The 24,952-nt window shown below is 72.3% G+C and carries 22 protein-coding genes and 1 pseudogene; 13 read left to right on the top strand and 10 right to left on the bottom strand.

Annotated features, from left to right (window positions below; all coding sequences use genetic code 11):
* Nucleotides 1-5 precede the first annotated feature (5 nt).
* A pseudogene (locus B086_RS45445) lies at nucleotides 6-182 on the top strand (histidine kinase); the annotation flags it as partial.
* A 37-nt stretch (nucleotides 183-219) separates the two neighbouring features.
* On the opposite strand, the gene B086_RS0115305 reads toward B086_RS45445, so the two are convergent.
* The gene (locus B086_RS0115305; protein WP_018567294.1) at nucleotides 220-1,461 is read right to left on the bottom strand and encodes an FAD-dependent monooxygenase; all 1,242 of its coding nucleotides are present in this window, start codon (nucleotides 1,459-1,461) and stop codon (nucleotides 220-222) included.
* Nucleotides 1,462-1,648: 187 nt separating this feature from the next.
* On the opposite strand from B086_RS0115305, the gene B086_RS0115300 reads away from it, so the two are divergent.
* Nucleotides 1,649-2,164 carry a MarR family winged helix-turn-helix transcriptional regulator gene (locus tag B086_RS0115300; protein ID WP_026252453.1) on the top strand — a complete coding sequence of 172 codons (516 nt, stop codon included), beginning with the start codon at nucleotides 1,649-1,651 and terminating at the stop codon, nucleotides 2,162-2,164.
* A gap of 66 nt (nucleotides 2,165-2,230) precedes the next feature.
* On the opposite strand, the gene B086_RS0115295 is transcribed toward B086_RS0115300, so the two are convergent.
* Nucleotides 2,231-3,193 (bottom strand): alpha/beta hydrolase, encoded by a 963-nt coding sequence (locus B086_RS0115295; protein WP_018567292.1) that lies wholly within the window; start codon nucleotides 3,191-3,193, stop codon nucleotides 2,231-2,233.
* A 75-nt stretch (nucleotides 3,194-3,268) separates the two neighbouring features.
* A complete protein-coding gene (locus B086_RS0115290) occupies nucleotides 3,269-4,228 on the bottom strand; it encodes an alpha/beta hydrolase (protein WP_018567291.1) in 960 nt (319 codons plus the stop codon).
* 126 nt (nucleotides 4,229-4,354) lie between these two features.
* Between B086_RS0115290 and B086_RS0115285 the strand changes: the two genes are divergently transcribed.
* The 7 genes from B086_RS0115285 to B086_RS0115255 all read left to right on the top strand — a co-directional run bounded on the left by B086_RS0115285 (nucleotide 4,355) and on the right by B086_RS0115255 (nucleotide 13,210).
* Nucleotides 4,355-5,431 carry a helix-turn-helix domain-containing protein gene (locus tag B086_RS0115285; RefSeq protein ID WP_018567290.1) on the top strand — a complete coding sequence of 359 codons (1,077 nt, stop codon included), beginning with the start codon at nucleotides 4,355-4,357 and terminating at the stop codon, nucleotides 5,429-5,431.
* Between the two features lie 175 nt (nucleotides 5,432-5,606).
* A complete protein-coding gene (locus tag B086_RS0115280) occupies nucleotides 5,607-6,590 on the top strand; it encodes an alpha/beta hydrolase (RefSeq protein WP_018567289.1) in 984 nt (327 codons plus the stop codon).
* Nucleotides 6,591-6,862: 272 nt separating this feature from the next.
* Nucleotides 6,863-7,321, top strand: coding sequence for a nuclear transport factor 2 family protein (locus B086_RS0115275; protein WP_018567288.1), 459 nt, complete (start codon nucleotides 6,863-6,865; stop codon nucleotides 7,319-7,321).
* 79 nt (nucleotides 7,322-7,400) lie between these two features.
* Nucleotides 7,401-8,642 (top strand): epoxide hydrolase family protein, encoded by a 1,242-nt coding sequence (locus B086_RS0115270; RefSeq protein ID WP_018567287.1) that lies wholly within the window; start codon nucleotides 7,401-7,403, stop codon nucleotides 8,640-8,642.
* 213 nt (nucleotides 8,643-8,855) lie between these two features.
* Nucleotides 8,856-10,403 carry an MFS transporter gene (locus B086_RS0115265; protein ID WP_018567286.1) on the top strand — a complete coding sequence of 516 codons (1,548 nt, stop codon included), beginning with the start codon at nucleotides 8,856-8,858 and terminating at the stop codon, nucleotides 10,401-10,403.
* Nucleotides 10,404-10,434: 31 nt separating this feature from the next.
* Complete coding sequence (locus tag B086_RS0115260) at nucleotides 10,435-11,934, top strand: MFS transporter (protein ID WP_106436082.1); 1,500 nt, start codon at nucleotides 10,435-10,437, stop codon at nucleotides 11,932-11,934.
* Between the two features lie 391 nt (nucleotides 11,935-12,325).
* Entirely contained in the window at nucleotides 12,326-13,210 is an 885-nt protein-coding gene (locus tag B086_RS0115255; protein ID WP_018567284.1) for a GH25 family lysozyme, read from the top strand.
* Nucleotides 13,211-13,295: 85 nt separating this feature from the next.
* Here the strand turns inward: B086_RS0115255 and B086_RS0115250 are convergent, their stop codons facing one another.
* The 4 genes from B086_RS0115250 to B086_RS0115235 form a co-directional block, all read right to left on the bottom strand.
* Nucleotides 13,296-14,081, bottom strand: a complete 786-nt coding sequence (locus B086_RS0115250; RefSeq protein WP_018567283.1) for an alpha/beta fold hydrolase — start codon at nucleotides 14,079-14,081, stop codon at nucleotides 13,296-13,298.
* 85 nt (nucleotides 14,082-14,166) lie between these two features.
* Nucleotides 14,167-14,631 (bottom strand): nuclear transport factor 2 family protein, encoded by a 465-nt coding sequence (locus B086_RS0115245; protein WP_018567282.1) that lies wholly within the window; start codon nucleotides 14,629-14,631, stop codon nucleotides 14,167-14,169.
* Nucleotides 14,632-14,847: 216 nt separating this feature from the next.
* Nucleotides 14,848-15,204 carry a hypothetical protein gene (locus B086_RS0115240; protein WP_026252451.1) on the bottom strand — a complete coding sequence of 119 codons (357 nt, stop codon included), beginning with the start codon at nucleotides 15,202-15,204 and terminating at the stop codon, nucleotides 14,848-14,850.
* A gap of 79 nt (nucleotides 15,205-15,283) precedes the next feature.
* A complete protein-coding gene (locus B086_RS0115235; RefSeq protein ID WP_018567280.1) occupies nucleotides 15,284-15,640 on the bottom strand; it encodes a MerR family transcriptional regulator in 357 nt (118 codons plus the stop codon).
* Nucleotides 15,641-16,236: 596 nt separating this feature from the next.
* Here B086_RS0115235 and B086_RS40060 point away from each other — a divergent pair.
* Both B086_RS40060 and B086_RS0115225 read left to right on the top strand, forming a co-directional pair.
* Nucleotides 16,237-17,235, top strand: coding sequence for a hypothetical protein (locus B086_RS40060; protein WP_018567279.1), 999 nt, complete (start codon nucleotides 16,237-16,239; stop codon nucleotides 17,233-17,235).
* 193 nt (nucleotides 17,236-17,428) lie between these two features.
* A complete protein-coding gene (locus tag B086_RS0115225; protein WP_018567278.1) occupies nucleotides 17,429-18,031 on the top strand; it encodes an HAD family acid phosphatase in 603 nt (200 codons plus the stop codon).
* Nucleotides 18,032-18,091: 60 nt separating this feature from the next.
* Here B086_RS0115225 and B086_RS0115220 read toward each other — a convergent pair whose 3' ends face one another.
* The gene (locus B086_RS0115220) at nucleotides 18,092-19,693 is read right to left on the bottom strand and encodes a S8 family peptidase (RefSeq protein ID WP_018567277.1); all 1,602 of its coding nucleotides are present in this window, start codon (nucleotides 19,691-19,693) and stop codon (nucleotides 18,092-18,094) included.
* 619 nt (nucleotides 19,694-20,312) lie between these two features.
* On the opposite strand from B086_RS0115220, the gene B086_RS0115215 reads away from it, so the two are divergent.
* Nucleotides 20,313-23,327, top strand: a complete 3,015-nt coding sequence (locus B086_RS0115215; protein ID WP_018567276.1) for a helix-turn-helix transcriptional regulator — start codon at nucleotides 20,313-20,315, stop codon at nucleotides 23,325-23,327.
* A 100-nt stretch (nucleotides 23,328-23,427) separates the two neighbouring features.
* Here the strand turns inward: B086_RS0115215 and B086_RS0115210 are convergent, their stop codons facing one another.
* Nucleotides 23,428-23,943 carry a hypothetical protein gene (locus B086_RS0115210; protein ID WP_018567275.1) on the bottom strand — a complete coding sequence of 172 codons (516 nt, stop codon included), beginning with the start codon at nucleotides 23,941-23,943 and terminating at the stop codon, nucleotides 23,428-23,430.
* A 332-nt stretch (nucleotides 23,944-24,275) separates the two neighbouring features.
* Here B086_RS0115210 and B086_RS0115200 point away from each other — a divergent pair, with 332 nt between their 5' ends.
* Entirely contained in the window at nucleotides 24,276-24,701 is a 426-nt protein-coding gene (locus B086_RS0115200; RefSeq protein WP_018567273.1) for an ATP-binding protein, read from the top strand.
* 20 nt (nucleotides 24,702-24,721) lie between these two features.
* Here B086_RS0115200 and B086_RS0115195 read toward each other — a convergent pair whose 3' ends face one another.
* Entirely contained in the window at nucleotides 24,722-24,949 is a 228-nt protein-coding gene (locus B086_RS0115195) for a DUF5133 domain-containing protein (RefSeq protein WP_018567272.1), read from the bottom strand.
* Nucleotides 24,950-24,952: the final 3 nt, after the last annotated feature.

The raw sequence follows: 24,952 nt of genomic DNA, 5'->3' as shown, positions 1-24,952 counted from the left end.
CACCCCAGATCACCCTGGCCGATGCGCAGGCCACGGTCGCCGCCCACCTCTTCGGCAGCCGCCTGGCGCAGACCCGCAAGTGCCTGGGGGAACGTGTCGAGACGACCAGGCAGGCGCTCGACGAACTGCGGGCGACGGTGGAGCGGTTGCGCCGGACCGGCGACGCGGCCTCACCCGCCGAGGTGCCGGTGCGGCAGGAGCACGCCGGTGGTGTCGGTGTCACCGTGCCCCGGGGTAGTCCGGCAGTACGAGACCCGAGTGCGCTTCCCTGTGCGTCTGCGCGCCTGGCGTCGCCAGTTCCTTCGCCAGGAACTCCGGGTCGCGCAACAGGGCGTTGCGGGACTCCAGTTGCTCGCGTGTCGTCGGGGTCACGATGGTGCCGCCGCTGGTGGCCAGTGCCTGGTTGCGCTCGGCGAAGGGGCGCATGAGGTGTTCGTAGGCCGCGAAGGCGGCGGTGTGGTCGGTGTGCGCGGCCAGTTCACCGGCCAGGACGTAGGCGCCGACCAGGGCGACGCTCGAACCCTGGCCGGACAGGAACGAGGTGGCGTGTGCGGCGTCGCCCGCGAACGCCACCCGTCCGCGCGACCAGGCCGGAAGGTGGATCTGGCTGACGATGTCGAAGAACAGGTCGTCGGCCTCGCCCATCGCCTCCACCAGCCGCGGTACGTGCCAGACCCGCTCCGGGAAGCGGGCGGCGACCAGATCGCGCTGGGCGCGCGGGTCGCGGAAGGCCTCGAAGGGCGGGACGTCGCGGGTGAAGGTGAGGAAGCCGTGGACGCGGTCGGCCGGCTCGTGCGCGTAGAGGACCGCGCTGCGCCCGACGTCGTTCCAGATGACGCCCTCGTGGGCGAGCCCGAACTCGTTCGGGAGGGTGAACCCGGCGAAGACGTGTCCGAGGTAGTGGTGGAAGGGCTCCTCGGGCCCGAGGACGAGGCGGCGTGTGTTCGAGTGCAGGCCGTCCGCGCCGATGACGAGGTCGACGTCGCGGCGGGCACCGCTGTCGAGCACCACGTGAACGCAGTCCCCGTCGTCGTCCAGCGCGGCGATGGAGTCCTCGAAGAGGAACTCGACCCGGTCGCCCAGCGCCTCCTGGAGGGCGGCGGCCAGATCGCCGCGCCGGACCTCCAGGTCGAGACCGGCCTCGCCGCCGGTCATCTGCTCCGGGCGCAGCGCGCCGACGGTCCCTCCGGCAGGGTCGATGAAGGTGATGCGACGGCTGTCGACATGGGCGGCGCGCAGGCGCGGGAGCAGCCCCATGCGCTCCACGGCCTCGCGGGCGGTGCCGCGGATGTCGATGGCGTAGCCGCCTCCGCGTACGGCGGGGGCCTTCTCGACGACGGTCACCTCGAAGCCGTACCGGTCGAGCCAGTACGCGAGCGCGGGGCCCGCGATGCTCGCTCCGGAGATCAGGACGCGGCGGGCGGGGCGTGACGCTGTGTCCGTGGCGTGCAGGGCGTTCATGGTGTTCCTGGCCTCTCGCTTCTCCGGCGGGCGGCGGGCGGCACCGCCGGGACGTGGGTGGTACGCGCTGGACGAGCATCAGATGCGTACCTCAGGTATCTTTATGCAGGCCGTACGTCGCCCTCGCGGGCGGCGACCCGTCCCCCACGGTACAGATACCTACCTCAGGTATGCAACTGGAGGTGCCATGTCCGCCGAACCCCCCGAGTCACCAGGCTCTCCCGGGGTCCCCGAGTCCCCCGGGTTCCTCGCCATGCTGCCCCGGCTCACCCGGCTCAGCACCGCCGTCAGCCGGGGCCGCCTCGTCGAGCGCGCCGCCGAGGAAGCGGGCCTCGGGCGCGACCGCGCCGCGGTGGGCGTGCTCGTCACCCTGCGCACGGCCGACCGGCCCCTGCGGATCGGCGAGATCGCCGACCGCATGCAGGTCGTGGGCCCGCACATCACCCGCCAGGTGCAGGCCCTGGAGAAGCGCGGCCTCGTCCGCCGCATCCCCGACCCGCACGACGCGCGGGCCCGCCTCATCGAACCCACCGACGTCGGCGCCGAGGCCGTCGACCGCTATCTCGCCTTCGTGCTCGGCTGGTTCACCGACACCCTCGCCGACTGGCCCCACAAGGACCGCGACGACCTCGTCCGCCTCCTCGCCCGCTTCGCCGACGACGTGACGGCCCGGCTCGCCCTGCTCGACGACGAGGACGACTGAGACCGGCCGCCGGCCTGCCTGAACGGGGGGCGAGGTCGCCAGTCGCCGAAGGCTACGGTGTGGAGATCAGTCCTCGTCCTCTTCGGTGCCCAGGCCGCGGCGGAGGGCCAGCATCTGTTCGGCGACGATGCGGCGGCTCACCCGGGCCTGCGGGGCGAGTTGGGTGGAGCCGTGGAAGGTGCCGGGGAAGACGTGCACCTCGGTGGGCACCCCGGCGGCGATCAGCCGCTGGGCGTAGGCCAGGTCCTCGTCGCGCACGGGATCGAACTCGCCGGCCGTGATGTAGGTGGGCGGCAGCCCGGACAGGTCCCCGGCGCGCGCCGGTGCCGCGTACGGGCTGATGTCGTCGCCGCCGCGGCGCCCCTGCCCGCCGAGGTAGTAGTCCCAGGTGACCTCGGCGTTGTGGCGGTTCCAGCCGGGTGTGTCGGTGAAGATCCGCATGGAGCGGGTGTCCAGGCGGTCGTCGAGGACCGGGACGCCGAGGTACTGCATGGCCAGGGCGGGGCCGCCGCGGTCGCGTGCGTACAGGGCGAGGCCGGCGGCGAGGCCCGCGCCGGAGCTCTCTCCGGCGACCCCGAGGCGTTCCGGGTCCACACCCAGTTCGTCCCCGTGCGACGCCATCCACCGCAGCGCCGCGTAGCAGTCGTCCAGCGCGGCCGGGAAGGGATGTTCCGGAGCCAGCCGGTACTTCACCGACACCACCACCGCGCCCACCTCGGCCGCGATGCGTGTCGTCTCGCCGTGGAAGGCGTCGACGCTGCCGATGGCGAACCCGCCGCCGTGCACGTACAGCAGTCCGGGCAGGCGCCCGCTCCGTCCGGTGGGCCGGTAGACGCGGACGCCGACCTCGGGAGCGCCGTCCGAGGCCGGCACGGTGGCCTCGTGGACGTCGACGGGTGCGGGCGGCTCGTACTGCCCGAACTCCATGATCTCGGCCTCCACCCGCCGCACCCGGTCGAGTTCGGCGAAGTCCACGTCCGGGAGGAGGTCGATCCAAGGGGTCAGCTCCGGATCGTAACCATAAGACATCCGCCATCTCCTTCGTTCAGCGCCTCGCCTCAAGTCTGTGCGTCCGGCGTACACCCGCCCACCGTCATATGACGGTCATTCGCCGTCGGCCGCCCGCAGCCCGCGTCGTAGTGCGTCCAGCAGCTCGGCGATCATCCGGCGGCTCACCCCGGCGTGCGGGGCGAGCTGGGCCGAGCCGTGGAAGGTGCCGGGGAAGTGGTGCACCTCGGCGGGCACACCCGCCGAGATCAGGCGCCGCGCATAGCCCAGGTCCTCGTCGCGCAGCGGATCGAACTCGCAGGCGGTGACGTAGGCAGGGGGCAGCCCGGACAGGTCCTCGGCGCGCGCCGGTGCCGCGTACGGGCTGATGTCGTCGCCGCCGCGGAGCCCCCGCCCGCCCAGGTAGTAGTCCCAGCTGAGCTCCGCGTTGTACCGGTTCCAGCCGGGCGTGTCGGTGAAGGCCCGCATGGAGAGGGTGTCCAGGCGGTCGTCCACGACCGGTGTGCCGAGGTACTGCATGACCAGGGCGGGACCGCCGCGGTCACGGGCGTACAGGGCGAGGCCCGCGGCAAGGCCCGCCCCGGCGCTCTCCCCGGCCACCCCGATACGCTCCGGATCCACCCCCAGCGCGTCGGAGTTGGCCACCATCCACTTCAGCACCGCGTAGCAGTCGTCCAGCGCGGCCGGGAACGGATGCTCGGGGGCGAGCCGGTACTCCACCGACGCCACGACCGCGCCCACCTCGGCCGCGATGTGGCTCGTCTCGACGTGGAAGGTGTCGACACTGCCGATGGCGAACCCGCCGCCGTGCATGTACAGCAGCCCCGGCAGGCCGCCCCGCCGGCCGGCGGGCGAGTAGATCCGGACACCTACGCCCGGTCCCTCCTCGGTCGCGGGCACGGTGAGGTCACGGATGTCGACGGCGGCCGCACGCTCGCGGGGCGCCAGCCCCGTGAGCTGCGCCTCCACCTGCCGCACCCGTGCGATCTCGGAGAAGTCCGCCTCCGAGAGCAGAGAAACCCAGGCGGCCAGTTCGGGATCGAAGGAGTAGGTCATCCTCGGTCTCTTTCGTCAGTGCCTCGGCGCCAGTCTCCGCGACCCGCGCGGGTCCCGGCCAGCCGTCGGATGGCGGTGATGCGTCACACGTTTCAGCCAGTTGTCGGATGACGTAGTGTTCCGCGCATGAAGGGTCTGTTGCTGCGGCTGTCGGCTCTGGACGCCGACGCGGAGAACGCTGTGCGCGTGATCGGTTTCTTCGACAAACTGGTCTCGGGCCGGGTCACACTCCGCACGCTGGTGCGGGAGACCGCCAGGCTGGCCGAGTGCTCGGCGGGTGTCACCGACGCCGAACTGGGTGTGTGCCTGCGTGCCGATCACACCGGCCGCATCCTGGCCGACGTCCAGGAACCGGCCGACGCCCTCGTCCGGGATCTCTCCCCGACCAGCCGGGTGTGGCTCGAACGCACCGGGACGCCGCTCGCCCTCGACGACATCGTGCTCGAACGGTTCTCGATCGCCGCCGCACTGCTCCTGGAGCACACTCGGGGCCCCTTGCCCGAGCTGGGCGACGCGGCCCTGGTGGAGCTGGCGCTGTCGGCCAGTGCCGGTGAGGTCGAGCGGGCGCGGGCCGTACGCCTGATGCGGTTCGAACCGGCCACCGAACTGCACGTCATGGCGGTGGCCGCCGAGCCCGCGGAGGTCAAGGGCTTCCTCGCCGCGCTGGGCGAGAGCAGCCCGGGTGTGCGGGCCGCCTCGCTCGGCCGGGTGCACGCCGTCCTGACCCGTTCGCTGCCTCCGGACCTATCGGATCTGCCGGCCAAGGGCATGCGCGTCGGCGTGAGCGACCCGCTGCCCGTGATCGACGCGCCCGAAGCCTGGCAACAGGCCCGCACGGCACTGCGTTTCGCCACGCTGGACGCGCTCTTCCCCGCCGTCGTACGGGCCGGGGAGCTCGGGGCGTTCGCAGCCATCGCGGCCCGGCTGCGCGGCCAGGACATCGCGCAGGTGGCGGACGTGGCCGCACTCGACTCGCTCGCGGACGAACAGCACGGCGCGGACACGTTGGCCGTACTCACCGCCTACTGCGCGACCGGTTCGGCCCGCAAGGCCGCCGCCGAGGTCTACCGGCACCACAGCACCGTCATGGCCCGGCTCGCCCACGCCGAGACCCGGCTGGGTTTCTCCTTCGGCGCTCCCTCCGGCCGGCTGCGCCTCGAACTCGCCATCCTGCTGCGGCAGTTGCGCGACACGGCCGAGTAGCACCGAGCAGCACCGAGCAGCGCCCGGCTTCGGGGTCCTCGCGTCATTCCGCCTGCGCACGAGACGTCATCCGACACTTGGCGGATTCCGGTGCCGAGAGGCCACCACGCGTCGGCTGTGCGACCTCCGGTTGTTCCTGGAAACTGGTGAACACCAACCAAGGAGGACACCGGAAATGACGTACGCATACGACCCCGAACTGGCCCCGTGGCTTTCTCTCCTCGCGGGCATCGACTACACCAATGTGCAGCAGATGCGCGCCGCGGAAGCCGAACTGATGTCATTCGACGCGGCCGAGCAGACGACCGATGTCAGTTTCCGGGACATCACCGTTCCCGGACTGAACGGCGCCCCCGAGATCGGCGTGCGCATTTACACGCCGGCGGGCCACGAGGGCAAGCTTCCCGGCCTTCTCTACATACACGGCGGCGGATTCGCCATCGGCAGTGTCGCCGGTTTCCACAACGAGACACTGCGCATCGCGGCCGAGGTGGGCGCGGTCGTGGCATCGGTCGAGTACCGGCTCGCCCCCGAGCACCCGTTCCCCGCCCCGATCGAGGACTGCTACGCCGCCCTGACCTGGTTCGCGGCCCACGCGGACGAGCTGGGGGTGGATCCGGAGCGCATCGGGGTGGCCGGGGAGAGCGCCGGCGCGGGCCTCGCCGCGGGCCTCGCCCTGTACGCCCGTGACCACGGCGGCCCCGCCCTGGTCATGCAGTACCTCGGCATCCCGGCCCTCGACGACCGCCTGGACACCCTCTCCATGCGGACCTTCACCGACGTACCGGGCTGGAACCGGCACAACGCCGAGGTCTGCTGGGACTACTACCTCGGCGGCGAGGGGCTCCGCGGCGGCGACGACATCAGCCCGTACGCGGCACCGGCGCGCGCCGAGGACCTGTCCGGACTGCCCCCCACCTACATCACGGCGGCCGAGTTCGACCCGCTGCGCGACGAGGACCTGATCTACGGCCAGCGGCTGATCGCCGCCGGGGTGCCGACCGAGATCCATCACTTCCCCGGCACCTTCCACGGCTCGGCCCAGCTCGCCCCGCAGGCCGGGGTGAGCATCCGAATGGTCGCGGAAATGACGGACGCGCTGCGCCGCGGACTGCGCGTCGAGAACCCCGAGAACCCCGAGAACAACAAGAACGCCTAGAGCGCCTAGAGCGCCTAGAGCGCCTGGAGCACGGGCTCAAGCGTGAGTCCGGCTCCGGACCGTGAAATGCCGGTCCGAATTTCTCGCGGGCTGTCCGGAATTCCCGGACCCCTCGCCCGGCTCGATTCCGAGAACGAAATGATCGACGTCCGGTGACGTATGCCCGGATCCGGTCCACTCCCGTTCCGTCGAGCCCGTAGAACCCATTGAACCCGTAGAACCCGTAGAACCGTCGAATACCTCAGTCGATTTTCCCCTAGGACACACCTGATATGGACGCCGTAGAACGACTGGCGATCACCGAGGACGTACGCCGGCTCATGGCCCGTTACGCCCGCTACGCCGACCACCACCGCTGGCAGGACCTGGCCGGCCTGTTCGCACCGGACGGCACCTACACCCCGTACAAGCCGGACGGCACACCCTGGCTGCGGATGGAGGGCCGCGAGGACATCGCGGCGAAGCTCGCCGCCGCCAACACCCCCGAGGACACCCTGATCCACCACCTGTTCTCGTCCGAGGTCGACGTGGACTCGGCGACGTCGGCCCACGGGGTGTGGGCGATGGAAGACCTCATCATCCGTCCCGAGGGCATCGAACCGCCCGCGGACTTCCCCTTCAAGGGGATGCACGGATACGGCCACTACCGCGGCCGGTTCGTCGCGCTCGACGGCTCCTGGTACATCGCGGAGCTCGAACAGACCCGGCTGCACATGGACTTCACCTACTGAGCGTGCGCCCCACCCGGTTCCGCGCACTTCGCCGACAGCCGACAAGACGACACCAACGAGACAAGAGGACACACACATCATGAGTGACAACGCCAAGGGCCGTTCGCTGGAGCGGTACACGATCGATGTCCAGCAGGACGTCCTGGACGACCTGAAGGCGCGCCTGAAGGCGACGCGCTTCGCGCCGGACCTGGACAACGAGACCGAGTACTACGGTCTGAGCACCGCCTACATCAAGCCGCTGGTCGAGTACTGGGCGAACGGGTTCGACTGGCGCGCGGTGGAGAAGGAGCTGAACACCTTCACGCGGCACCGCGTCGAACTGGACGGCACCCCGGTGCACTTCGTGCGGGAGCCGGGCAAGGGACCCCGTCCGATCGGGCTCCTCCTGAACCACGGCTGGCCGTGGATCGGGAACTTCTGGAACAAGGTCATCCGGCCGCTGGCCGACCCCGCCTCCTTCGGCGGCGATCCCGCGGACGCGTTCGACGTGATCGTGCCCGACCTGCCCGGCTTCGGCTTCTCCACGCCCGTGGGCCGGGGCGACATGAACTACTGGAAGATGGCCGACATCTTCGACACCCTGATGACCGACGTGCTCGGCTACGACAAGTACGGTTCCGCGGGCACCGACTACGGCGCCCTGGTGCAGAGCCAGCTCGGCCACAAGTACGCCGACCGTGTGATCGGGCTGCACTACGGCCAGGACCTCTTCCCCGGCATCTTCCAGAACGACCGCTACTGGGACATCACCGAGGGCAACACCATCCCGAAGGACGCCTCGCCGCTCCTGCGGGAGGACCTGCTGCGCTTCGACGCGACCCTCGCCTCCCACGTCGCGGTCCACATGCTGGATGCGCAGACCGTCACCCACGGCTTCAACGACTCCCCGGTGGGCATGCTGGCCTGGCTCCTCCAGCGGTGGAAGAAGTGGAGCGACAAGAACAACCGCGACAAGTTCGACGAGGTGTTCCCCCGGGACTTCATCCTCACCAACGCCACCATCTACTGGGTCACCCAGTCGATCGGCTCGTCGATGCGGGTCTACAAGAACGCCGTCCGCCATCCGTGGAAGCCCGAGCACGACCGGCACCCGCAGGTCGAGCCGCCGGCCGGCTTCAGCCTCCTGCTCGGCGACACCTACCCGCCGGGCGTCCGGACGACCGAGGAGCGCGTCGCCGCCTTCGAGAACGGCCCCAGCCGCCCCTGGTTCAACCCGGTCAACGTCAAGGCACATGCGAAGGGCGGTCACTTCGGTCCCTGGGAGAACCCCGACGCCTTCGTGACCGACATCCGGGAGACCTTCCGGAACCTGCGGTGAGGTCTCCCGCGGGTCCTGGTCCGGGTCCTGGTCCGGGTCCGGTGCCGCACCGGCCCGGACAGCATCAGACCGGTCCGGACCAGACCAGGACCCGCGGTCTCCGCGACACACCACCGCCGTACCTCCGCAGCCGTACCTTCGCCGCCGTACCTTCGCCGCCGGGCAGGCGACCTGCCCCCTCCCCCGTCTCCTGCCCAGGCCCTTGGATGTCCCATGTCTCAGGTTGTCGCTGCCCCGGACCACCGGCGGCGCTGGCTCGCCCTCGTCTTCGTGTCGGCCGCCCAGCTCATCGTGATCGTCAACGCGGCGATCCTGAACGTCGCCCTCCCCTCCGCCCAGGCCGACCTGCACATCTCCGACGCCGGACGGCAGTGGGTGCTCACCTCGTACACCCTGGTCTTCGGCGGGCTGCTGCTGTTCGGCGGCCGGCTCGGGGACCTCTGGGGCCGCAAGCGCGTCTTCCTCGTCGGGCTCGTCGGCTTCGCCGCCGCGTCCGCCCTGGGCGGGGTCGCGTCCGCGACCTGGCTCCTGCTCACCGCCCGCGCACTCCAGGGTGTCTTCGGCGCGCTGCTGGCTCCGGCCGTCCTCTCCCTGATCTCGCTGTCCTTTCCCGACGGGAGGGAACGCGCCCGCGCGTTCGGGGTGTTCGCCGCCATCACCACGTCCGGCAGCGCGGTGGGACTGCTGCTGGGCGGTCTGCTGACCCAGTACCTCAACTGGCACTGGGCGCTGCTCGTCAGCGTCCCCCTCGCGCTCGTCCCCCTCGTGGGAGCGCTCAAGTACGTCGATGACGGCAGCGGGACCGACCGCACCGCCCGGCTGGACATCCCGGGCGCGGTACTGGCCACGGTGGGCCTCGCCGCACTCGTGTACGGCTTCACCCTCGCGCGGAACCGCGGCTGGGCCGACGCGGTCACGCTCGGCACGTTCACCACCGCCGCGCTCCTGCTGGCCGTCTTCACCCTGCTCCAGGCCCGCCGCCGCGACCCCCTGCTGCCCCTGCGGATCCTGACGGAGCGCAACCGGCTCGGCGCGTACCTCTCCGCGGCCCTCGGACTGCTCAGCCTCTACGGTGTGTCGCTGTTCCTGACGTTCTACCTCCAGACCGTCAAGGGGTACTCCCCCGCCCGTACCGGCATCGCGTTCCTGCCGCTGGTCGCCGCCCAGGCCACCGGCGCCGCCTGGCTCGGCTCACGGCTCCTGACCCGGCTGCGCGCGGGGACGGTCATGACCACCGGATACCTGGGCGCCGCCCTCTCCGTCCTGCTCCTGCTGCTGCTCGACACCGGCAGCTCCTACAGCCCCGTCCTGCTGGTCGCGCAGCTCGGTCTCGGCCTCTTCCTGGGAATCGCGCTGATGCCGGCCACCAGCCTCGCGAACCACGGTGTCGGGGCCGAGGACGCGGGAGTGGCCTCGGCGATGATCAACATCTCGCAGCAGGTGGGGGGTTCCATCGGTACGGCCCTGCTCAACACCATCGCCACCGGTGCCACCGCCGGATACCTCGCCTCCCACGGGAGCGCCGCCCACGCCACCGCACTCGTGCACGGCTACCGCAGCGCCTACCTCTGGGCGGCCGGTTCCCTCCTGGCCGCCGCCCTCGTCTCGCTCTTCCTCGTCAACCTCCCCGTCCTGCGCCCCACCGCCGCCCGCACACCCGGACCCGCGCTCACACCCCAAGCGACACTCACACCCGAAGCGGCACCCACACCCACACCCACCAAGGGCGGGAGCCCCGCACCCAGCCAAGAATGGACTTGACAGTCCTATCTTGACTGCCGATAGTTGGACCATGAAGTCCAATAACTCTCCCCGGTCCGGGTCCTCCGGACCTGCCGACGGACCGTCCGCCACATCGCGCGGCCGGTCCGTCGTGGTGGTGCTGTCGGTCTCGGCGGTGTCCTACGCGCTGGTCCAGTCGATGGTGAATCCGGGCCTGGAGGCATTGCGCGGCCATGTGCACACGACCCAGCTCGGGGTCAGCTGGGTGCTCACGGCGTTCCTGCTCTCCAGCGCCGTCCTGACCCCGGTCCTGGGCCGCCTGGGCGATCAGGTCGGCAAGCGCCGGATCCTGATCGCGGTCCTGCTGCTGCTGACGGCCGGAAGCCTGGTCGCCGCGCTGGCGACCAGCCTGCCCGTGCTGGTCCTCGGGCGGCTGCTCCAGGGCGCGGGCGGCGCCACACTGCCGCTCGCCTTCGGGATCGTCCGCGATCTGCTGCCCACGGCCCGGGTCGGAACCACCGTCGGGCTGATCGCGGCCGTCAGTTCGGTGGGCGGCGCCATCGGTGTGCTGGTCACCGGCCCGATCATCGAGGGGCTCGGTGTGCCCTGGCTGTTCTGGCTGCCCGCCATCGCGAACGGGATCATGGTCCTGGCCGTGCTCCTGACCGTCCCGGACACCGGGACCACGACGGCGGGCGGCCGGATGAACTGGCCGGCCGGGTTCCTGCTCGCCGCCGCCCTCGTACTGCTCCTGCTGCCGCTGAGCCTCGGGCAGGAATGGGGCTGGGGATCAGCGCGGACCCTGGGCCTGTTCGCCGCCGCGCTCGTGGCCGCTGCCGCGTGGGTGGCCGTCGAGACGCGCTCCCGTTTCCCGCTGATCGACATGCGGGTCTTCCGGCTGCGGCCGGTGTGGACGGCGAACCTCGCGTCGTTCCTCTTCGGAGTCACCCTGTACTCGGCGTTCGGGTTCATCCCGTCCTTCCTCCAGACACCCACCGGCACCGGGTACGGCCTGGGAGAGTCGATCACGGCGGCGGGCCTGCTCTTCCTTCCCGCCACCGCGGCCCAGTTCCTCGCCGGACTCGCCGCCGGACCGCTCGCCCGGAGGGTGCCGACGAAGACACTGCTCGTCGCGGGCTCCGTACCGACCGTCGCCGGATTCCTGCTGCTGGCCGTCCTGCACGCCAACGCCTGGCAGGTGGCGCTCGGGACCGCGGTCGCGAGCGTGGGCTTCGGCATCGGCCTCTCGGCGCTCTCCGTCGTCGTCGTGCACGCCGTTCCCGCCGAGCACACCGGCGCGGCGACGGGGATGAACGCCAACATCCGCACCATCGGAGGGGCCGTGGGCGCCGCCGTCGTCGCCACCGTCCTCGCCTCCCGCACCACCACCGGCGGCTTCCCCGACGAGGGCGGCTACACAACGGTGTTCGTCCTGCTCGCCGCGGCCGCCGCGGCGGGACTCCTCGCCTGCCTGCTCATCCCGGCCAAGGCGGACCCCCGCCCACGGCCCGAGGCACAGACCGCCGACGAGCGTGCGCCCGAACTCGCCGACCAGCCCCGCCCCTTCTGAGCCCACCGGTCCCGATGCCGCCGCCGGATCCGACGCGCGGACCACCGGGGCCGTCCGTGGTGGCGCCGGTCGGCGCGGCCGGACCTCCGCCGAGGCGAACCGCCCGCCACCGGAAGAAAGTTCGGCCGGTGCCGGTCCGTTTCCGCAGCTCACCGGGGCGAGAACAGGTCCAGACCACTAGCACACCGGAAAACTGTTTACCGCGCACGCGATTCTATGGCTCACTATGACGTGTTCGCGACAAGTAGACGCGCGTAGACCCCACCCGGAGAGCACGAAGAGCACAGCGAACAACACGGAGAGCACAGAGAGCACGGAGAACCCCCGAGAACACCGGAGGACCACTCCCCACCACCGCGGTCCTCCTCCCCCCACCGAGCAGGAGGAAGCCTTGTTCCCCCAGAGCCTCATCCCCGCATCCGCCCGGCGCGGACTCACCGCGGCCGGTGTCCTCGGCGCCACCGCCGCACTGACGCTCGGGCTGCTGTCGGGCACCGCGTCCCCGGCGCCCCTGCCGTCCGGTGCCGCCGTCCCCCTGGGCAAGGGCTACATGGGCGTCGGCTACGTCAGCGACGCCAAGGACTTCCAGCCCGACACCCGGCAACTGGCCCTCGGCTCGGCGCCGGAGACGGGGCTCCTGGCGAATCCGGTGGGCGTGGACATCTCCGTCTGGCAGGGCAGCATCAACTGGAAGTCGGTGCGCGGCGCGGGCATCGAGTTCGCCTGGATGAAGGCGACCGAGGGCACCTCGTACAAGGACCCCACCTTCAGCACCAACTACCTGGGCGCCTACAACGCCGGTGTGATCCGGGGCGCGTACCACTTCGCACGGCCCGACGTGTCCGGTGGCGCGGCGCAGGCGAACTTCTTCGCGAGCAACGGGGGCGCCTGGTCCCGCGACAACCTGACGCTGCCGGGTGTGCTGGACATCGAGGGCAGTTGCTACGGCAAGACGCCCGCGGCGATGCAGTCCTGGATACTCGACTTCTACACCACCTACAAGGCCCGCACCGGCCGCGACGTGGTGATCTACACCAGCCCGAGCTGGTGGAACTCCTGCACCGGCGGCTGGACCGGCATGTCCGCCAGAAGCCCGCTGTGGGTGGCCCACTGGACCTCCGCGGCGAGTCCCAGCATTCCGCAGGGCTTCCCGTTCTGGACCGTGTGGCAGTACACGTCCACCGGCGCGGTGAGCGGTGTCTCCGGGAACGTCGACCGCGACCGCTTCAGCGCCGACCGCTCCCGTCTGCTGGCCCTGGCCAACAACACTCCGTGACCCGCTCCGTGCCCGGGGTTCCCCGCACACACTGACCGGCTGCCGGAGGCACATGTCTCCGGCGGCCGACGGCCGCTCAGCCCGCTCAGCTCTCGCCGATGAGGGCGGCCAGCTCCCGGGGGTGGGAGAGGTGCGGGAAGTGCCCGGCGGAGGGCAGGACGGTGAAGACCGCGCCCGGCAGGACGGAGCGCAGCCACACACGGTAGGGCTCGGGGACCTCGCCGGTGCTCACATGCCGGTAGGGGACGCCACGGATGTGCAGAGCGGTCAGGTCCTGTTCCCGGCGCTTGCGGATCTCGTCCTCCGGCCGGGTCAGGATGTCGTGCCAGTAGCCGAGCAGCAGGTCCTGCCGGGGCGTGGTGACGTCGCGGACCAGGTCCTGTGCCGCGGGCGGCAGTGTGTCGATGCCCATGCCGGCGGTCAGCCGCTCCCACAGCCGGAGGTAGCCGGGGCCGCGCAGCAGCGCCTCGTTGCCGCGCAGCAGCTCGCCGAAGGGGCCGGGCAGCAGGGGCTGGTCGATGTTGACGACACCGCGCGCGGGATGTGCGGCGGCGTAGACCGTGGCGAGCAGACCGCCGAGGGAATGACCGGCCAGCACGGGCCTGTCGAGCCCGGCCGACGTGATGGCCCGGTGCAGCAGCGCCGCCACCGCGTCCGGGGTGTAGGGGGCGCTCCGCGGGGAGCCGCCGTGGCCGGGCAGGTCCAGGGCCAGCACCCGGCGTCCCTCGGGGAGTTCGGCGAGCAGGGGTCCCCACAGGCGCCGGTCGGAGGTGAGGCCGTGCAGCAGGACCAGCGGGGGCCGCGCGTCGTCCGGGTCGCCGTGGAGATCACCGGCCAGGCCGCCGTGGAGCTGGATATGTATGTCACTCATGTCGGCCCCATCGTACGCGGCCGGCGCACACCCGGACCGCCGGGAGGTGTGCCGGTGGGTGTGCCGGTGGGTGTGCCGGTGGGTGTCAGCCCAGCGGTCCGGAGATGCGGATGTCGAGCCGGGTGAACCTCCACTCGCCGTCGGCCTTCAGGAGGGTGGCCTCGTACTGGCCGCCCAACTGCACCGTGTACGCGGAGATCCCGCTGCCCTCGATCCGGCGGTCGTCGGTGAGGTCCACCACGATGAAGCGCGCGCTCAGCTCCGCGCCGTCCCCGTCGATCCGCACGATGTGATCGGAGGTCCGGTGCATGGCGACGCGCTCGCGCGGCCAGCTCTTCGCCAGTTCGCGGAGCCCCTCGCGGCCCACGAACGCCTCGCCGAGCTTCTGGTGGGGCTGCCGTCCGGTCCGCGTGTGGATCTGGAGTGCTCCGGTCGCGGTGAACAGGTCGGCGACCTTCTCCACCTCGTGGTCGTCCACGTCGCGCACATAGCGGGCGAGTGTCTCGACGATGTCGATCCTGTCCTGGATCAGGTCCTTGTCCGCGTTCATCGGAGCTTCCTCCTGGTGAGCCCTGTGGTCCTCGGACCCGTGACCCTAGGAGGAAGTTTCTGGACCCTCAAGTCCAAACCGGCGGGCGCACACGCCCGTCCCGGTGGAGCGCCGGAGCCCGGCCGGTGGACACCGGACGGGCCCCGGCGGCTGCTGCGTGCCGAGAGAGGCCGGGAGGGGCCGGGAGGGGCCGAGAGGGACGGGGTGGCGGGCCGGTCAGTCGGAGTAGCTGAAGTCTCCGACGGTCCAGGCGGTGACGTCCTCGATCGCGACGCGGTACATGCCGCCCGTCTCCGGGATGCCCACGGTGCCCTGGAGGATCCGGGCGACGTGGAAGTGCAGATGGGTGGGCGGGCCGTCCTTCTTCGCGGGGACGTCGAAGACGGCGGAGAACTCGCCCAGGCGCGCGGAGTCCGTCAGCACCTCTGACACCCGCTGCCTCCATACGGCTTCGGGGGCCAGTCGGCCGGTGATGACAGCACCACCGGCGACCACAGTCAGGGACATCTGGTTGCTCTGCCCCGACTCCACAAGGGCGGCGATGTCAATGATCAGTTCGTCAGGCTTCGACATGAGATCGAATTCTATGCACCGGCACGCCCGGTGGCATGGGTGGTGTCGTCACCGGCCCGGTGGCAAGGACGCGTTCCGGTCAGGACGGGGGCCTCGGCCGGGCGCGGGCGGCCCGGAGTTCCTCGTTGATGCGCTGGGCCTCTTCGAGCTGGTCCTCGAGAATGATGATGCGGCAGGCGGCCTCGACGGGGGTGCCTGCGTCGACGAGTTCGCGGGCGCGGGCGGCGATGCGCAACTGGTAACGGGAGTAGCGGCGGTGGCCGCCGCCGGAGCGCAGCGGGGTGATCAGCCGGTGTTCGCCGAGGGTGCGCAGGAAGGCGGGGGTGCTGCCGATCATGTCGGCGGCCCGGCCCATGGTGTAGGCGGGGTAGTCGTCGTCGTCGAGCGGGGTGACGGCGGGTCGGGGGTGGGCAGGACGGGGACGGGCAGGGGGCATAGACCTCTTCTTCCGGCTCTTCCGGGGGACGCGTCGGGGGGCCCGAGCGCCGACCGGCGCTCGGGCCCCGAGCTTTCACCACCGTCTACCGGCCGACTTCGCCGGTTCTCGTTGTCCGCACGCTCCGCCCGGAGGGGCGGGGCTGCGGGGATCGCGGATGCGTGACCGGGGACCACCTTCCAATCCGGGGTCTGCGGTACCCGGGTGGTCTGCCTCCTCACCCGGGCGATCCTGATGGCGTTCGCTCCTTACCTCTTTACCTCTTCACTTCTTTCGATTGACCTCTTTCGAACGATCCATCGATCCATCGCTCTTCGACTTCTGGGCTACGGACAAAACCCTAACCCTCCCCCAAGCCAATGTCTACTCCAGCCACGACAGATTTTCTTCAGGCCCAGGTGCCGCTAGCTTCGTGCTGCTGCTTCCGGAAGAGTCGCCCGACCGTCTGAGGAGCCGGCTCGGCGCACAGGACCGGACCGGCAGCCGACGACGGCCGCATTGTGCCCGCCGCCGCCAGGCCCCACCATCGTGGAGGTCGTACGCCTGCCGGGATGTGCCGGGAAGCGCGCAGGCGCCGGAAGCAGGGTGGAAGGTCGATGGCGGAAGCTGCGGCGCGGCGTTCGGAGGGCTCCGGGGATCCCCTCGCGGAGGAGCTGGCCGGGCTGCTGGAGCGAGGACCGTTCGCGGACGCGCTGCGGGCCGCCATCACGGCCAGCGGACTGAGCCTGGACCGGGTCCGCGACCGGCTGGTCAGGCGCGGTGCCTCGCTGAGCGTCGCGACCCTCAGTTCCTGGCAGTCCGGGCGGCGCCGTCCCGAGCGGCCCGGTTCGCTGCTGGCGCTGCGGCACCTCGAAGCCGTGCTCGGACTGCCCGGCAACGGCCTGCGGGCGCTGCTCGCGCCGCCCCGGCCACGCGGGCGCCGCACGCTGGCCGACCGGATGCCGTCGACCCGCGACGTGTGGGCGACCCGGCCCGAGGCCGCCGGTCTGCTGGCTCCGCTCCTCCCCTACGCCGACGATGCCCTGCGCCGGCTGAGCCTGCACGACCGGGTCACCGTCGGTCCGGACGGCCGGGCCCGTGCACTGCGCGCCACCCTGGTGCTGCGCGCGGAGGAGGACGGCCCCGACCGGCTGGTCCTGCTGTCGGACTGGGGCGACGGCCGGAGCGCGGAGTCGCCCTTGACCAATCTGCGCAACTGCCGGGCGGGGCGGGTCGTCCGCCACCCGGCCTCCGGCCTCACCGCGGTGGAACTGGTCTTCGAACGCGCCCTGCGCAGGAACGAGACCGTCCTCATCGAGTACGACTCCGTACGGCCCGGCGCCCCGGAGGGGTCCGTCGTGAGCGGCGACCGTTCCTCCCGGTACTTCCGCGGGGTGGTGCGCGCCTACGTCCTGGAGGTCCGCTTCCATCCCGGCGCCCTGCCGGTGCGGTGCCGTCAGCTCACCACCCGTATCGGCGAGCGGGAACCGAAGGCCGTCCGCGAGCTGGAGGTCAGCCCTTCCGGTGCCGTGCTGGCCGTAGGTCTGGACTTCGGGCCCGGCAAGTTCGGCGTCTCCTGGCACATGGCGGAGGGGGACGCCGCGCCGTCGGAATGAGCGGCCGGGCGGACGCGTCAAAACCGTGAACGGCCGGTCGCGGACGCGCTCTTGGATGTGCCGTGCCGATGTTGCTAGCGTCCTGCTCGCGAACTCTACGGCGGCTTCCCCGAATTCAGGGAAGCTCATCTTTTCCCTCTCGGCGACGAGAAGAACATCTCGGTGACGAGAAGACGAATGGAGAGCGAACAGCATGCGTCAGAATCTGTTCCGGGCCGCCACCGCGGCCGCCGCACTCGCCGCACTCGGCTCGGCCGCGATCCCGCCCGCGGCCGCGGCGGGCCGCTCCGCGGCGGCCGTCGCACCGCGCGCCGCCTCCTCGCTCCCGGACTACGCCACCTGGCAGTCGGACGTACGCGAGGTCATGGACCCTTCCGTGCCCTACCTGGAGGACCGGGTCGCCCGGGGCGGTACGAAGCTGGCCGTCGTCCTGGACATCGACAACACCTCGCTGGAGACCGAGTACCACCCGGGAGCACCGAACAAGCCGGTGCTGGAGTTCGCCGAGGCGGCGGCCTCCCACCACGTGGCGGTGCTCGTCGCCACCGCCCGGAAACAGAGCGGGAAATCGGCCGCACTCGCCGCTCTCGACAAGGCCGGATATCCGGCGGTCACCGAGATCTGCCTCAAGAAGAACGAGTCCCATGCGGTCGATGTGAAGATCCGGTGCCGCAAGCAGTTCGTCTCCGAGGGATACACCCTCGTCGCGAACGTGGGAAATCGCCCCGGTGACTTCGAGTACAAGAACTACGAGCGGGGATTCCAGCTCCCCGATTACGACGGACAGCTCTCCTGACCGTCTCCCCGGACGGCCGGGCCCGCTCCCGGTGGGCAGGAACGGGCCCGGCGGTGCGCGTCAGAACTGGAGCGACCAGGCGTTGATGTAGCCGGTGTCGTTGGCCCAGTTGTCGGTGACCCGCAGCTTCCAGGTGCCGTTGGCGGGCGCGGCGGAGGCGTCGACCGTGTAGGTGGCCTGGACGTTGTCGGCGCTGTCGTTGCTGTCGAAGTTCTTCAGCAGGTGGGCGGTGCCGTTCGGGGCGACCAGCTCGACCTTCAGGTCGCCGCGGAAGGTGTGCCGGATGTCCACGTGCACGCTCAGGGCGGCCGGGGCGTTGCCGCTCACACCGGTGACCGCGAGGGGCGATTCCACCGTGCTGTTGTCGCGGATGGTGTAGTCGTCGGTGTTCTCGAACGTGGTGCCGGTGGGCGGGGTGGTGGTCCCGGTGCCGGTGTAGAGCAGCTTGTTCGGGGAGCCGGTGCGGGGGTCGGTGACCTTGCCGGACGTGGCGTCGGCGACCAGTCGGTCGCGGACCTGGGCGGGGCTCCACGTCGGGTGCGCGGCGAGCAGCAGGGCGGCGGCACCGGCCACGTGCGGGGTCGCCATCGAGGTGCCGCTCATGGTCTGGGAGGCGGTGTCCCCGGCGTTGGACGAGGAGACGATGCTGTCGCCCGGGGCGAAGATGTCAAGGCAGGAGCCGTAGTTGGAGCCCTGTCCGTTGGACCAGCCGGTGGCGCGGGCGTCCCGGCTGTCGGTGGCGCCGACCGTGATGGCCGAGGCGGTGGAGGCCGGGGAGTAGGAACAGGCGTCGGCGTTGTTGTTGCCCGCCGCCACGACCCAGGTGACACCGGAGGCTATGGAGGCGGCCACCGCGTCGTTCACCGACTGGGTCCTGCCGCCGCCGATGCTCATGTTGGCCACGGCGGGCTTCACCGCGTTCTTGGTGACCCAGTCGATGCCCGCGAGGACGGGGGCCCAGGTGTCGCCCGAGGTGCCCTGGCAGTTCAGTACGCGGACGCTGACCAGCTTGACGCCCTTGGCGACGCCGTACGAGCCGCCGCCGACGGTGCCGGCGACATGGGTGCCGTGTCCGGCGCAGTCCGAGGCGTTGGTGTCGTTGTCGATGAAGTCGTAGCCGCTGACCGCCCGGCCGCCGAAGTCGCGGTGGCTCAGGCGGACTCCGGTGTCCACGATGTACGCGTTGACGTTCGACGCGGTGCTGCCGTACGTGTAGCTGCGGTCCACCGGCAGGTCGCGCTGGTCGACGCGGTCCAGGCCCCAGGAGGGCGGGTTGGTCTGGGTGTCGACCGCGTACGCCGCCGCGTCGGCCTCCACCCGGGCCACGGACGGGTCGGCGGCCAGCTTCTTCGCCTCCTGCGGCGACATACGTGCCGCGAAGCCGTGCAGGGCGGCGGTGTAGGTGTAGCGCAGGCTGCCCGCGTGCCGTGCGACCAGGGCCTTGGCGGAGGCGGGCACATCGGCGCGGTCGACGGAGTTCTTGAAGGTGACGATGTAGGAGCCGTCGACCGCTCCGGGGCGGTCCGCGCCGACGATGCGGCCCTCACCGCCGCCCGGCGGTACGGGGGCGGCCGTGGCCTGGGTGATGGCCGCGCCGAAGAGCAGGGCGGCACTGGCGCCTGCGGCGAGGACCCGCCGGACGGCGCGGGCGTCGAACTCCATGGTTTCTCCCTTGGGGACGGTCCGGACCCGGCAGGGGGCCGGTGGGGATGGGCGTCGCCCCCGCCGTCCGGGCGCCCCGGCGAGGCGGGGAGGCGCTCGTCCCGGGGCGGACGGCCCGTCGGGGAAGCACTCGCGTCACCCATGTTGCGGGCATGACAAGCACCGGGCGGCCGTCGCTCGGGCCGCCTCGTGGTTCAGGCGGTCCGTCGCGGTGGGGGCGACGTGCCGCACGGGACCAGGCCCCGTGCGGCACGGTCCGGCCACGCCGCTCGGCCGCGGATGGCAGCCGTCCCGTACCGCCCGTCCTGCCGGCCGGGGAGACCGGGTACGGGGAGGCGTCGCCGGACTGCCCAGAGCTTGGGCCACTTGGTCAAGGACCGGCAATCCGTACCGCTACCCAACAATTGGCGGCCGGGGACGGACCCCGCAGCCGGGCGCGGCGGCCGGTCCGGGCGCGGGGCAGGGCCCGCGCCGCGGCGTTCTGTAGGTGGTGGACCCCTATTGCGACTTCGGCCGTCGGGGAGGTAGACCACCTGCCGGGCGGCGGGGCGAAATCCCCGTGGCCGGAAGGAAACCGGTCCGAGCGACAGGGTGCGGGCGGTCGGCGGAAGGCGGAACCGTGGAGAGACGGTGCTTCGACACGGGACAGGGCCGGACGGCGGGCCGCGACGCGCCGTTCACCGGGCGGGCACAGGAGGTCCGGCGGCTGCGGGCGGCCCTGCGGGAGGGGCCGGGTCTCACCGTGGTCCGCGGGGAGTCCGGGGCGGGGGTGTCCCGGCTGGTCGAAGAGGCGCTGCTCGCCCCGGAGTTCGCCGCGTGGACGCAACTGCGCGGGACATGCGCCGAGGCGGCGGAGGCGGTGGCGCCCGGAGCCGTCGCCGCCGTACCGGCCGCGCCGCCGTTCCTCCCGCCCGGCCGGTCGCTGCCGTCGGTGACCTGCACCGTCCCGGCTTCCGCCGCACCACCCGGACCGCCCAGCCCGGCGGGTCCGGCGGGTCCGGCGGGTCCGGCGGGTCCGGCGGGTCCGGCCGCACGGTGCCCGTCGTCGTCCTGCCGCCGCGCCGAACACGGGCTGCTGCGCGCCCTGTCGGCGCACGCGGCGGGGCCGCCGCCGCCGACGGCGTACGAGCACACCGGCACGGTGTGCGTGCTGGAGGACGTGCACCGTGCCGACGCCACCACCCTGGCACTGCTCCGCCGCCTGATCGGGGCGATGCCTGCCGGGCTGCGCCTGGTCGTCACCGAGGATCCCGGACCGGGGGTCCCGGTCCTCGGCTTCCGGGCTCCGGCGCGGCTGCCGGTCGAGGAGATCGACGTCGGACCCTGGACCGGCGCGGAGACGGCGGAGTTCGTCCGGTGGTGGCTCGGCGCCCGGCTGCCGGAACACGCGGCGCAGGGGGAGGAGGCCGCGGCGGCGGTGCGCGAACTGACCCGCGGGCTGCCCGGGTTCGCGCACCATCTGCTGACCGCCGCCGAGGAGCTGCTGCGGGAGGGCGGCGCGGCGGAACGTCCCCGGCCGGGGAGCACGGGTGCCCCGTGGGCCTGGGAGGAGGCCGACGTCCCGGCGGGCCCGCTGCTCACCGCCCTGCGGGAGGCCGGGCCTGCGCCGGGCCTGCGGCGCGGGTGGGAGCGGCGCTGCGCGGTGCTCACCGAGGACGCGCGGCGCCTCGTCGAAGCGGCGGCCGTCCTCGGCAGACCGGCCGGGACCGGCGTACTCGCCGCGACCGCGGGGCTCGTGCCCGAGCGCGCCGAGGCCGCCGTGGAGGAGGGCCTGCGCCGGGCGGTGCTGCGGGCCGAGGGGCCGCTCGTCGCCGTACGGCAGCCGCTGGAGCGCCGGGCCGCGCTGGCGCGGATCCCCGGGCCCCGGCTGGCCCGGCTGGGTCTGCGGGGCGCCCGCGCCCTGCGCAGGTGCGGGGACGGGCCGCCGCCGCTGGTCGACCTGGCCCGGCTCCACATCCTGGGCGGCGAGGCGGTCCAGGGCGTGCGCTGCCTCGTCGTGGCCGCCGACCGGGCGGCCGCGGCCGGTGACTACGCCACCGCGACCGCGCTCTACACCCGTGCCGTCGCCGAGGATCCGCGGGCCGCGAGCCGGGTGCGCACCGCCGGGCGGCTCGCCCGGACCGCACAGCTCGCCCGTGCCGGTGACCATGTGGTGGCCGCGGTCCGGCGCGTGCTGGACGAGGACGATCCGCCGCCCCGGCTGCGCGGCGAGATCCGGCTGCACCTGAGCGTCGTGCTGCGCAACCAGAGCGGAGGGGCGCTGGACAGCCTCAACGAGGTCGCCCGCGCCATCCCCGACCTGGAGGCGTCCGACCCGCAGACCGCGGCGCGCGCCATGGCGGTGGCCGCGATCCCGTCCATCAAGGGCTGGCCCGTCGAACGCCACCGCTTCTGGCTGCGCCGCGGCGAGGCGCTCACCGGCCGGATCACCGACCCGGTCGCGCGGGCCGCCGTCGCCGCCAACCGGGCCACCGCGCTCATGCTGCTCGGCGAGCCCGGGGCCTGGGCCGCCGCCGAGGAACTGCGCGGCCCGGCCACCACGGTGATGGAGGCCGCGCACCACACCCGTGGCTGGACCAACCTGGCGCACGCGGCCACCGCCCTCGGCTACGGCGCGCGGGCGCACGAGTTCCTGGGCCGGGCCGCCGCCGGGCTGGCCGGTACGAGCAGTCCGTATCTGGAGGGGCTGACCCAGACCGCCCGTCTGGTGCTCGCCTGGCACGAGGGCCGCTGGCACGGGCTGCACGCCGCCGCCGACCGCACCGCCCGGCTCTACGCGGAGATCCCCGATCTGACCGCCGAGGCCATGCTGGTCCGCGGACTGACCGCGCTGCATGTGCTGGGGGACGTCTCCCGGGCCCGGCTCGACCTCGCCGAGGCCGCCCGGGTCACCCGCTACGACACCGGGGTCATCCTCACCGCGTCCGCCGCCGCCACCGCCCGCGTCCACCTGGAGGCCGGTCGCCCCGGGCAAGCGTGCGAGGCCGTGGCGGAGACCCTCAACCGGCTGGAACTGACGGGCGGTTGGGTGTGGGCCGGGGAGGTGGCGCCGACGGCCGTGACCGCGCTGTGCGAGAGCGGTCAGACCGAGCGGGCGCGGCGGCTCGTCGCCGACTTCGCCGCCGGGCTCGACGGCCGCGACGTCCCGTGCGGGCAGGCGGCGCTGGCCCTGTGCCGGGCGCTGCTCGCCGAGGCCGGGGGCGGTCCGGCCGACGCGCTCGGCCCGTACGCGGACGCGGAGGCGCGGTGGCGGCGGCTCGGCCGGCCCTTCGACGCGGCGCGGGCGGGCGAGGCCCACGGGCGGTGTCTGCTCGCCCTGCGCTGTCCCACGGCGGCCGACCGGCTACGGGGCGTCGTCGACGTCTACCGCGAGCTGGGCGCCCGCTGGGACGTGGCCCGCTGCCAACGGCTGCTGCGCCGCCACGACATCGTCTCCACGCACCGCCGCGGCCGCCTCGGCTACGGCGACCAGCTGTCACCGCGGGAACGCGAGGTGGCCCGCCTCGTCGTCCAGGGCCGCTCCAACCGCGACATCGCCGAGAGCCTGGTGCTGTCCGTCCGCACGGTGGAGCATCATGTGGCCCGTGTGATGCGGAAGTTGAACGTCGGTTCCAGGACGGACATCGCGCTGTGAGCGGCAGGGTGACGGGGGTGACGGGGGCGACGGCGGCGACGGCGGGGCGCGGGCCTTCGCCGGAAGATCCCGCCGGAGCCCCTGCCCGGACCCCGCCCGGTCACGGCAGCAGCCCGGCCCCGCTCGCCCACTGCCTCAGGTCGCCGCAGGTCGGGGACGGCATGCGGGAGCGGTCGATGAGGGTGATCAGGGCGCGGTGCACGTGTGTACCGACATAGGTGAACCAGAAGCACTCCGGGCCTATCTGATAGGCCAGCAGGCGGAGCGCGGCGACGGCGGTTTCCTCGGTGTCGTCGCGGAATCGCTTCGGCGAGCCTGCCAGGATCTCGTAGTCCCATTTGTCGTGCAGCGCCCGCACCACCGCCCGCAGGGGTATCGCGTGCAGCGTGCCGAGGTCGTGGGGGCTGCCTGCCGCGTGTGCGTCGGCGACGAGCGCGTGCAGGAGGAGCGCGGCGAAGGCCCCGGTCAGCAGCTCGCCCCGGCGGACACCGAGCCCCCGCTCACCGAACTCCTCGCGGCGCCTGGCCTGCCGCCACGGTTCCTGGTCGACCAGCGGCAGCAGACTGCCGCCGAGCGCGGCACACGCACACCACACGGCATCGTCGTCGGACTCCATCGGGCGCGTCACACTCCTTCCCGACTCCGGCGGGGCGGTCGCCGCCGGGCCTTCCAGTATGTGATGGGGCGGGGCCGCTGCCGAGGGGCGCGGGGCAGGGAACACTACTCGTACGGTCCGTCGACGGTGCGGGTGGAATCCTTCGCCAGGGACCCGGATCCGTACGGTCCCGCCGGATCGGCCGGCACCTGGGTGATCAACCCGCTGGACGGTGTAAGGAGACGGCCGCCGCCGCCCGGCCGGTCACGGTCCGAGTTCGTCCGTTGCGCCTTGGCCGGCCGGATCGCGGGCACACGTGAGGTGTATCCGGTCGGCGGGTTCGAGGAGGGATCGTGGCGAAGGACATGTCGCTGAGGGCGGTGGGGTGGGCGCGTTCCCTCCCGATGACGAGCGAGGTGAAGGGGGCCCGGGACTGGACGCGTGCGCATCTGGAGACGCTGGGCTGGGCGCGGACGGATCCGGATCTGGTGGACTCGGTGCTGCTGGCCGTGTCCGAGCTGGTCACCAACGCGCACGTGCACGCCCGGAGCGCGGCGCAGTTGATCCTCACCTGGGACGAGAGGTGTCTGCACGTGACCGTGCACGACGCGTCGCCCTGCCTGCCCGAACAGCGTCCGCCGAGCAAGGACGCCCTGGGCGGGCGCGGTCTGTTCCTGGTCGGTGCCCTGGCCGACGCCTGGGAGGCGTACCGCTGCCCCCGGGGCAAGGAGGTCACGGCCTGCTTCCAGCCGCCCCGGGGGCATGGCACACGCGGCTGAGCACCGCCTGCGTTCAGGGTTCAGGCGGTGAGGACCGAGTCGTCCTGGGTGCGGGCGCCGGGGAGGCGGTGGCGGGCGGCGACGAGGGCGGCGTCGATGTCCCGGGTGCCGGTCGACACACACAGCGTGTACGCGACGTCGTCCATGCGCTGTCGAACGTCGGCACTGCCGTTCTCCGCGTGCAGGATGCGCAGCGAGTCGTACTGTTCGACGAGATTCCGCAGGACTGCGGGATGCGCCATGAGCATCTG

The sequence above is a fragment of the Streptomyces sp. PsTaAH-124 genome, assembly GCF_000373685.1.
Classification (GTDB): Bacteria; Actinomycetota; Actinomycetes; order Streptomycetales; family Streptomycetaceae; genus Streptomyces; species Streptomyces andamanensis.
The sequence above is the reverse complement of the archived record's forward strand: the minus strand, read 5'-3'. Positions and strand labels throughout refer to the sequence as shown.

Bases quoted from the DNA above. Each gene is read 5' to 3' on its own strand.
- B086_RS0115195 (WP_018567272.1), bottom strand. From the start codon at position 24,949: ATGCTCATGGCGCATCCCGCAGTCCTGCGGAATCTCGTCGAACAGTAC.
- B086_RS0115280 (WP_018567289.1), top strand. From the start codon at position 5,607: ATGACGTACGCATACGACCCCGAACTGGCCCCGTGGCTTTCTCTCCTC.
- B086_RS0115235 (WP_018567280.1), bottom strand. From the start codon at position 15,640: ATGCCCCCTGCCCGTCCCCGTCCTGCCCACCCCCGACCCGCCGTCACC.
- B086_RS0115290 (WP_018567291.1), bottom strand. From the start codon at position 4,228: ATGACCTACTCCTTCGATCCCGAACTGGCCGCCTGGGTTTCTCTGCTC.
- B086_RS0115305 (WP_018567294.1), bottom strand. From the start codon at position 1,461: ATGAACGCCCTGCACGCCACGGACACAGCGTCACGCCCCGCCCGCCGC.
- B086_RS0115300 (WP_026252453.1), top strand. From the start codon at position 1,649: ATGTCCGCCGAACCCCCCGAGTCACCAGGCTCTCCCGGGGTCCCCGAG.
- B086_RS0115245 (WP_018567282.1), bottom strand. From the start codon at position 14,631: ATGAACGCGGACAAGGACCTGATCCAGGACAGGATCGACATCGTCGAG.
- B086_RS0115275 (WP_018567288.1), top strand. From the start codon at position 6,863: ATGGACGCCGTAGAACGACTGGCGATCACCGAGGACGTACGCCGGCTC.
- B086_RS0115285 (WP_018567290.1), top strand. From the start codon at position 4,355: ATGAAGGGTCTGTTGCTGCGGCTGTCGGCTCTGGACGCCGACGCGGAG.
- B086_RS0115210 (WP_018567275.1), bottom strand. From the start codon at position 23,943: ATGGAGTCCGACGACGATGCCGTGTGGTGTGCGTGTGCCGCGCTCGGC.
- B086_RS40060 (WP_018567279.1), top strand. From the start codon at position 16,237: ATGGCGGAAGCTGCGGCGCGGCGTTCGGAGGGCTCCGGGGATCCCCTC.
- B086_RS0115250 (WP_018567283.1), bottom strand. From the start codon at position 14,081: ATGAGTGACATACATATCCAGCTCCACGGCGGCCTGGCCGGTGATCTC.
- B086_RS0115295 (WP_018567292.1), bottom strand. From the start codon at position 3,193: ATGTCTTATGGTTACGATCCGGAGCTGACCCCTTGGATCGACCTCCTC.
- B086_RS0115225 (WP_018567278.1), top strand. From the start codon at position 17,429: ATGCGTCAGAATCTGTTCCGGGCCGCCACCGCGGCCGCCGCACTCGCC.
- B086_RS0115220 (WP_018567277.1), bottom strand. From the start codon at position 19,693: ATGGAGTTCGACGCCCGCGCCGTCCGGCGGGTCCTCGCCGCAGGCGCC.
- B086_RS0115260 (WP_106436082.1), top strand. From the start codon at position 10,435: ATGAAGTCCAATAACTCTCCCCGGTCCGGGTCCTCCGGACCTGCCGAC.
- B086_RS0115265 (WP_018567286.1), top strand. From the start codon at position 8,856: ATGTCTCAGGTTGTCGCTGCCCCGGACCACCGGCGGCGCTGGCTCGCC.
- B086_RS0115270 (WP_018567287.1), top strand. From the start codon at position 7,401: ATGAGTGACAACGCCAAGGGCCGTTCGCTGGAGCGGTACACGATCGAT.
- B086_RS0115240 (WP_026252451.1), bottom strand. From the start codon at position 15,204: ATGTCGAAGCCTGACGAACTGATCATTGACATCGCCGCCCTTGTGGAG.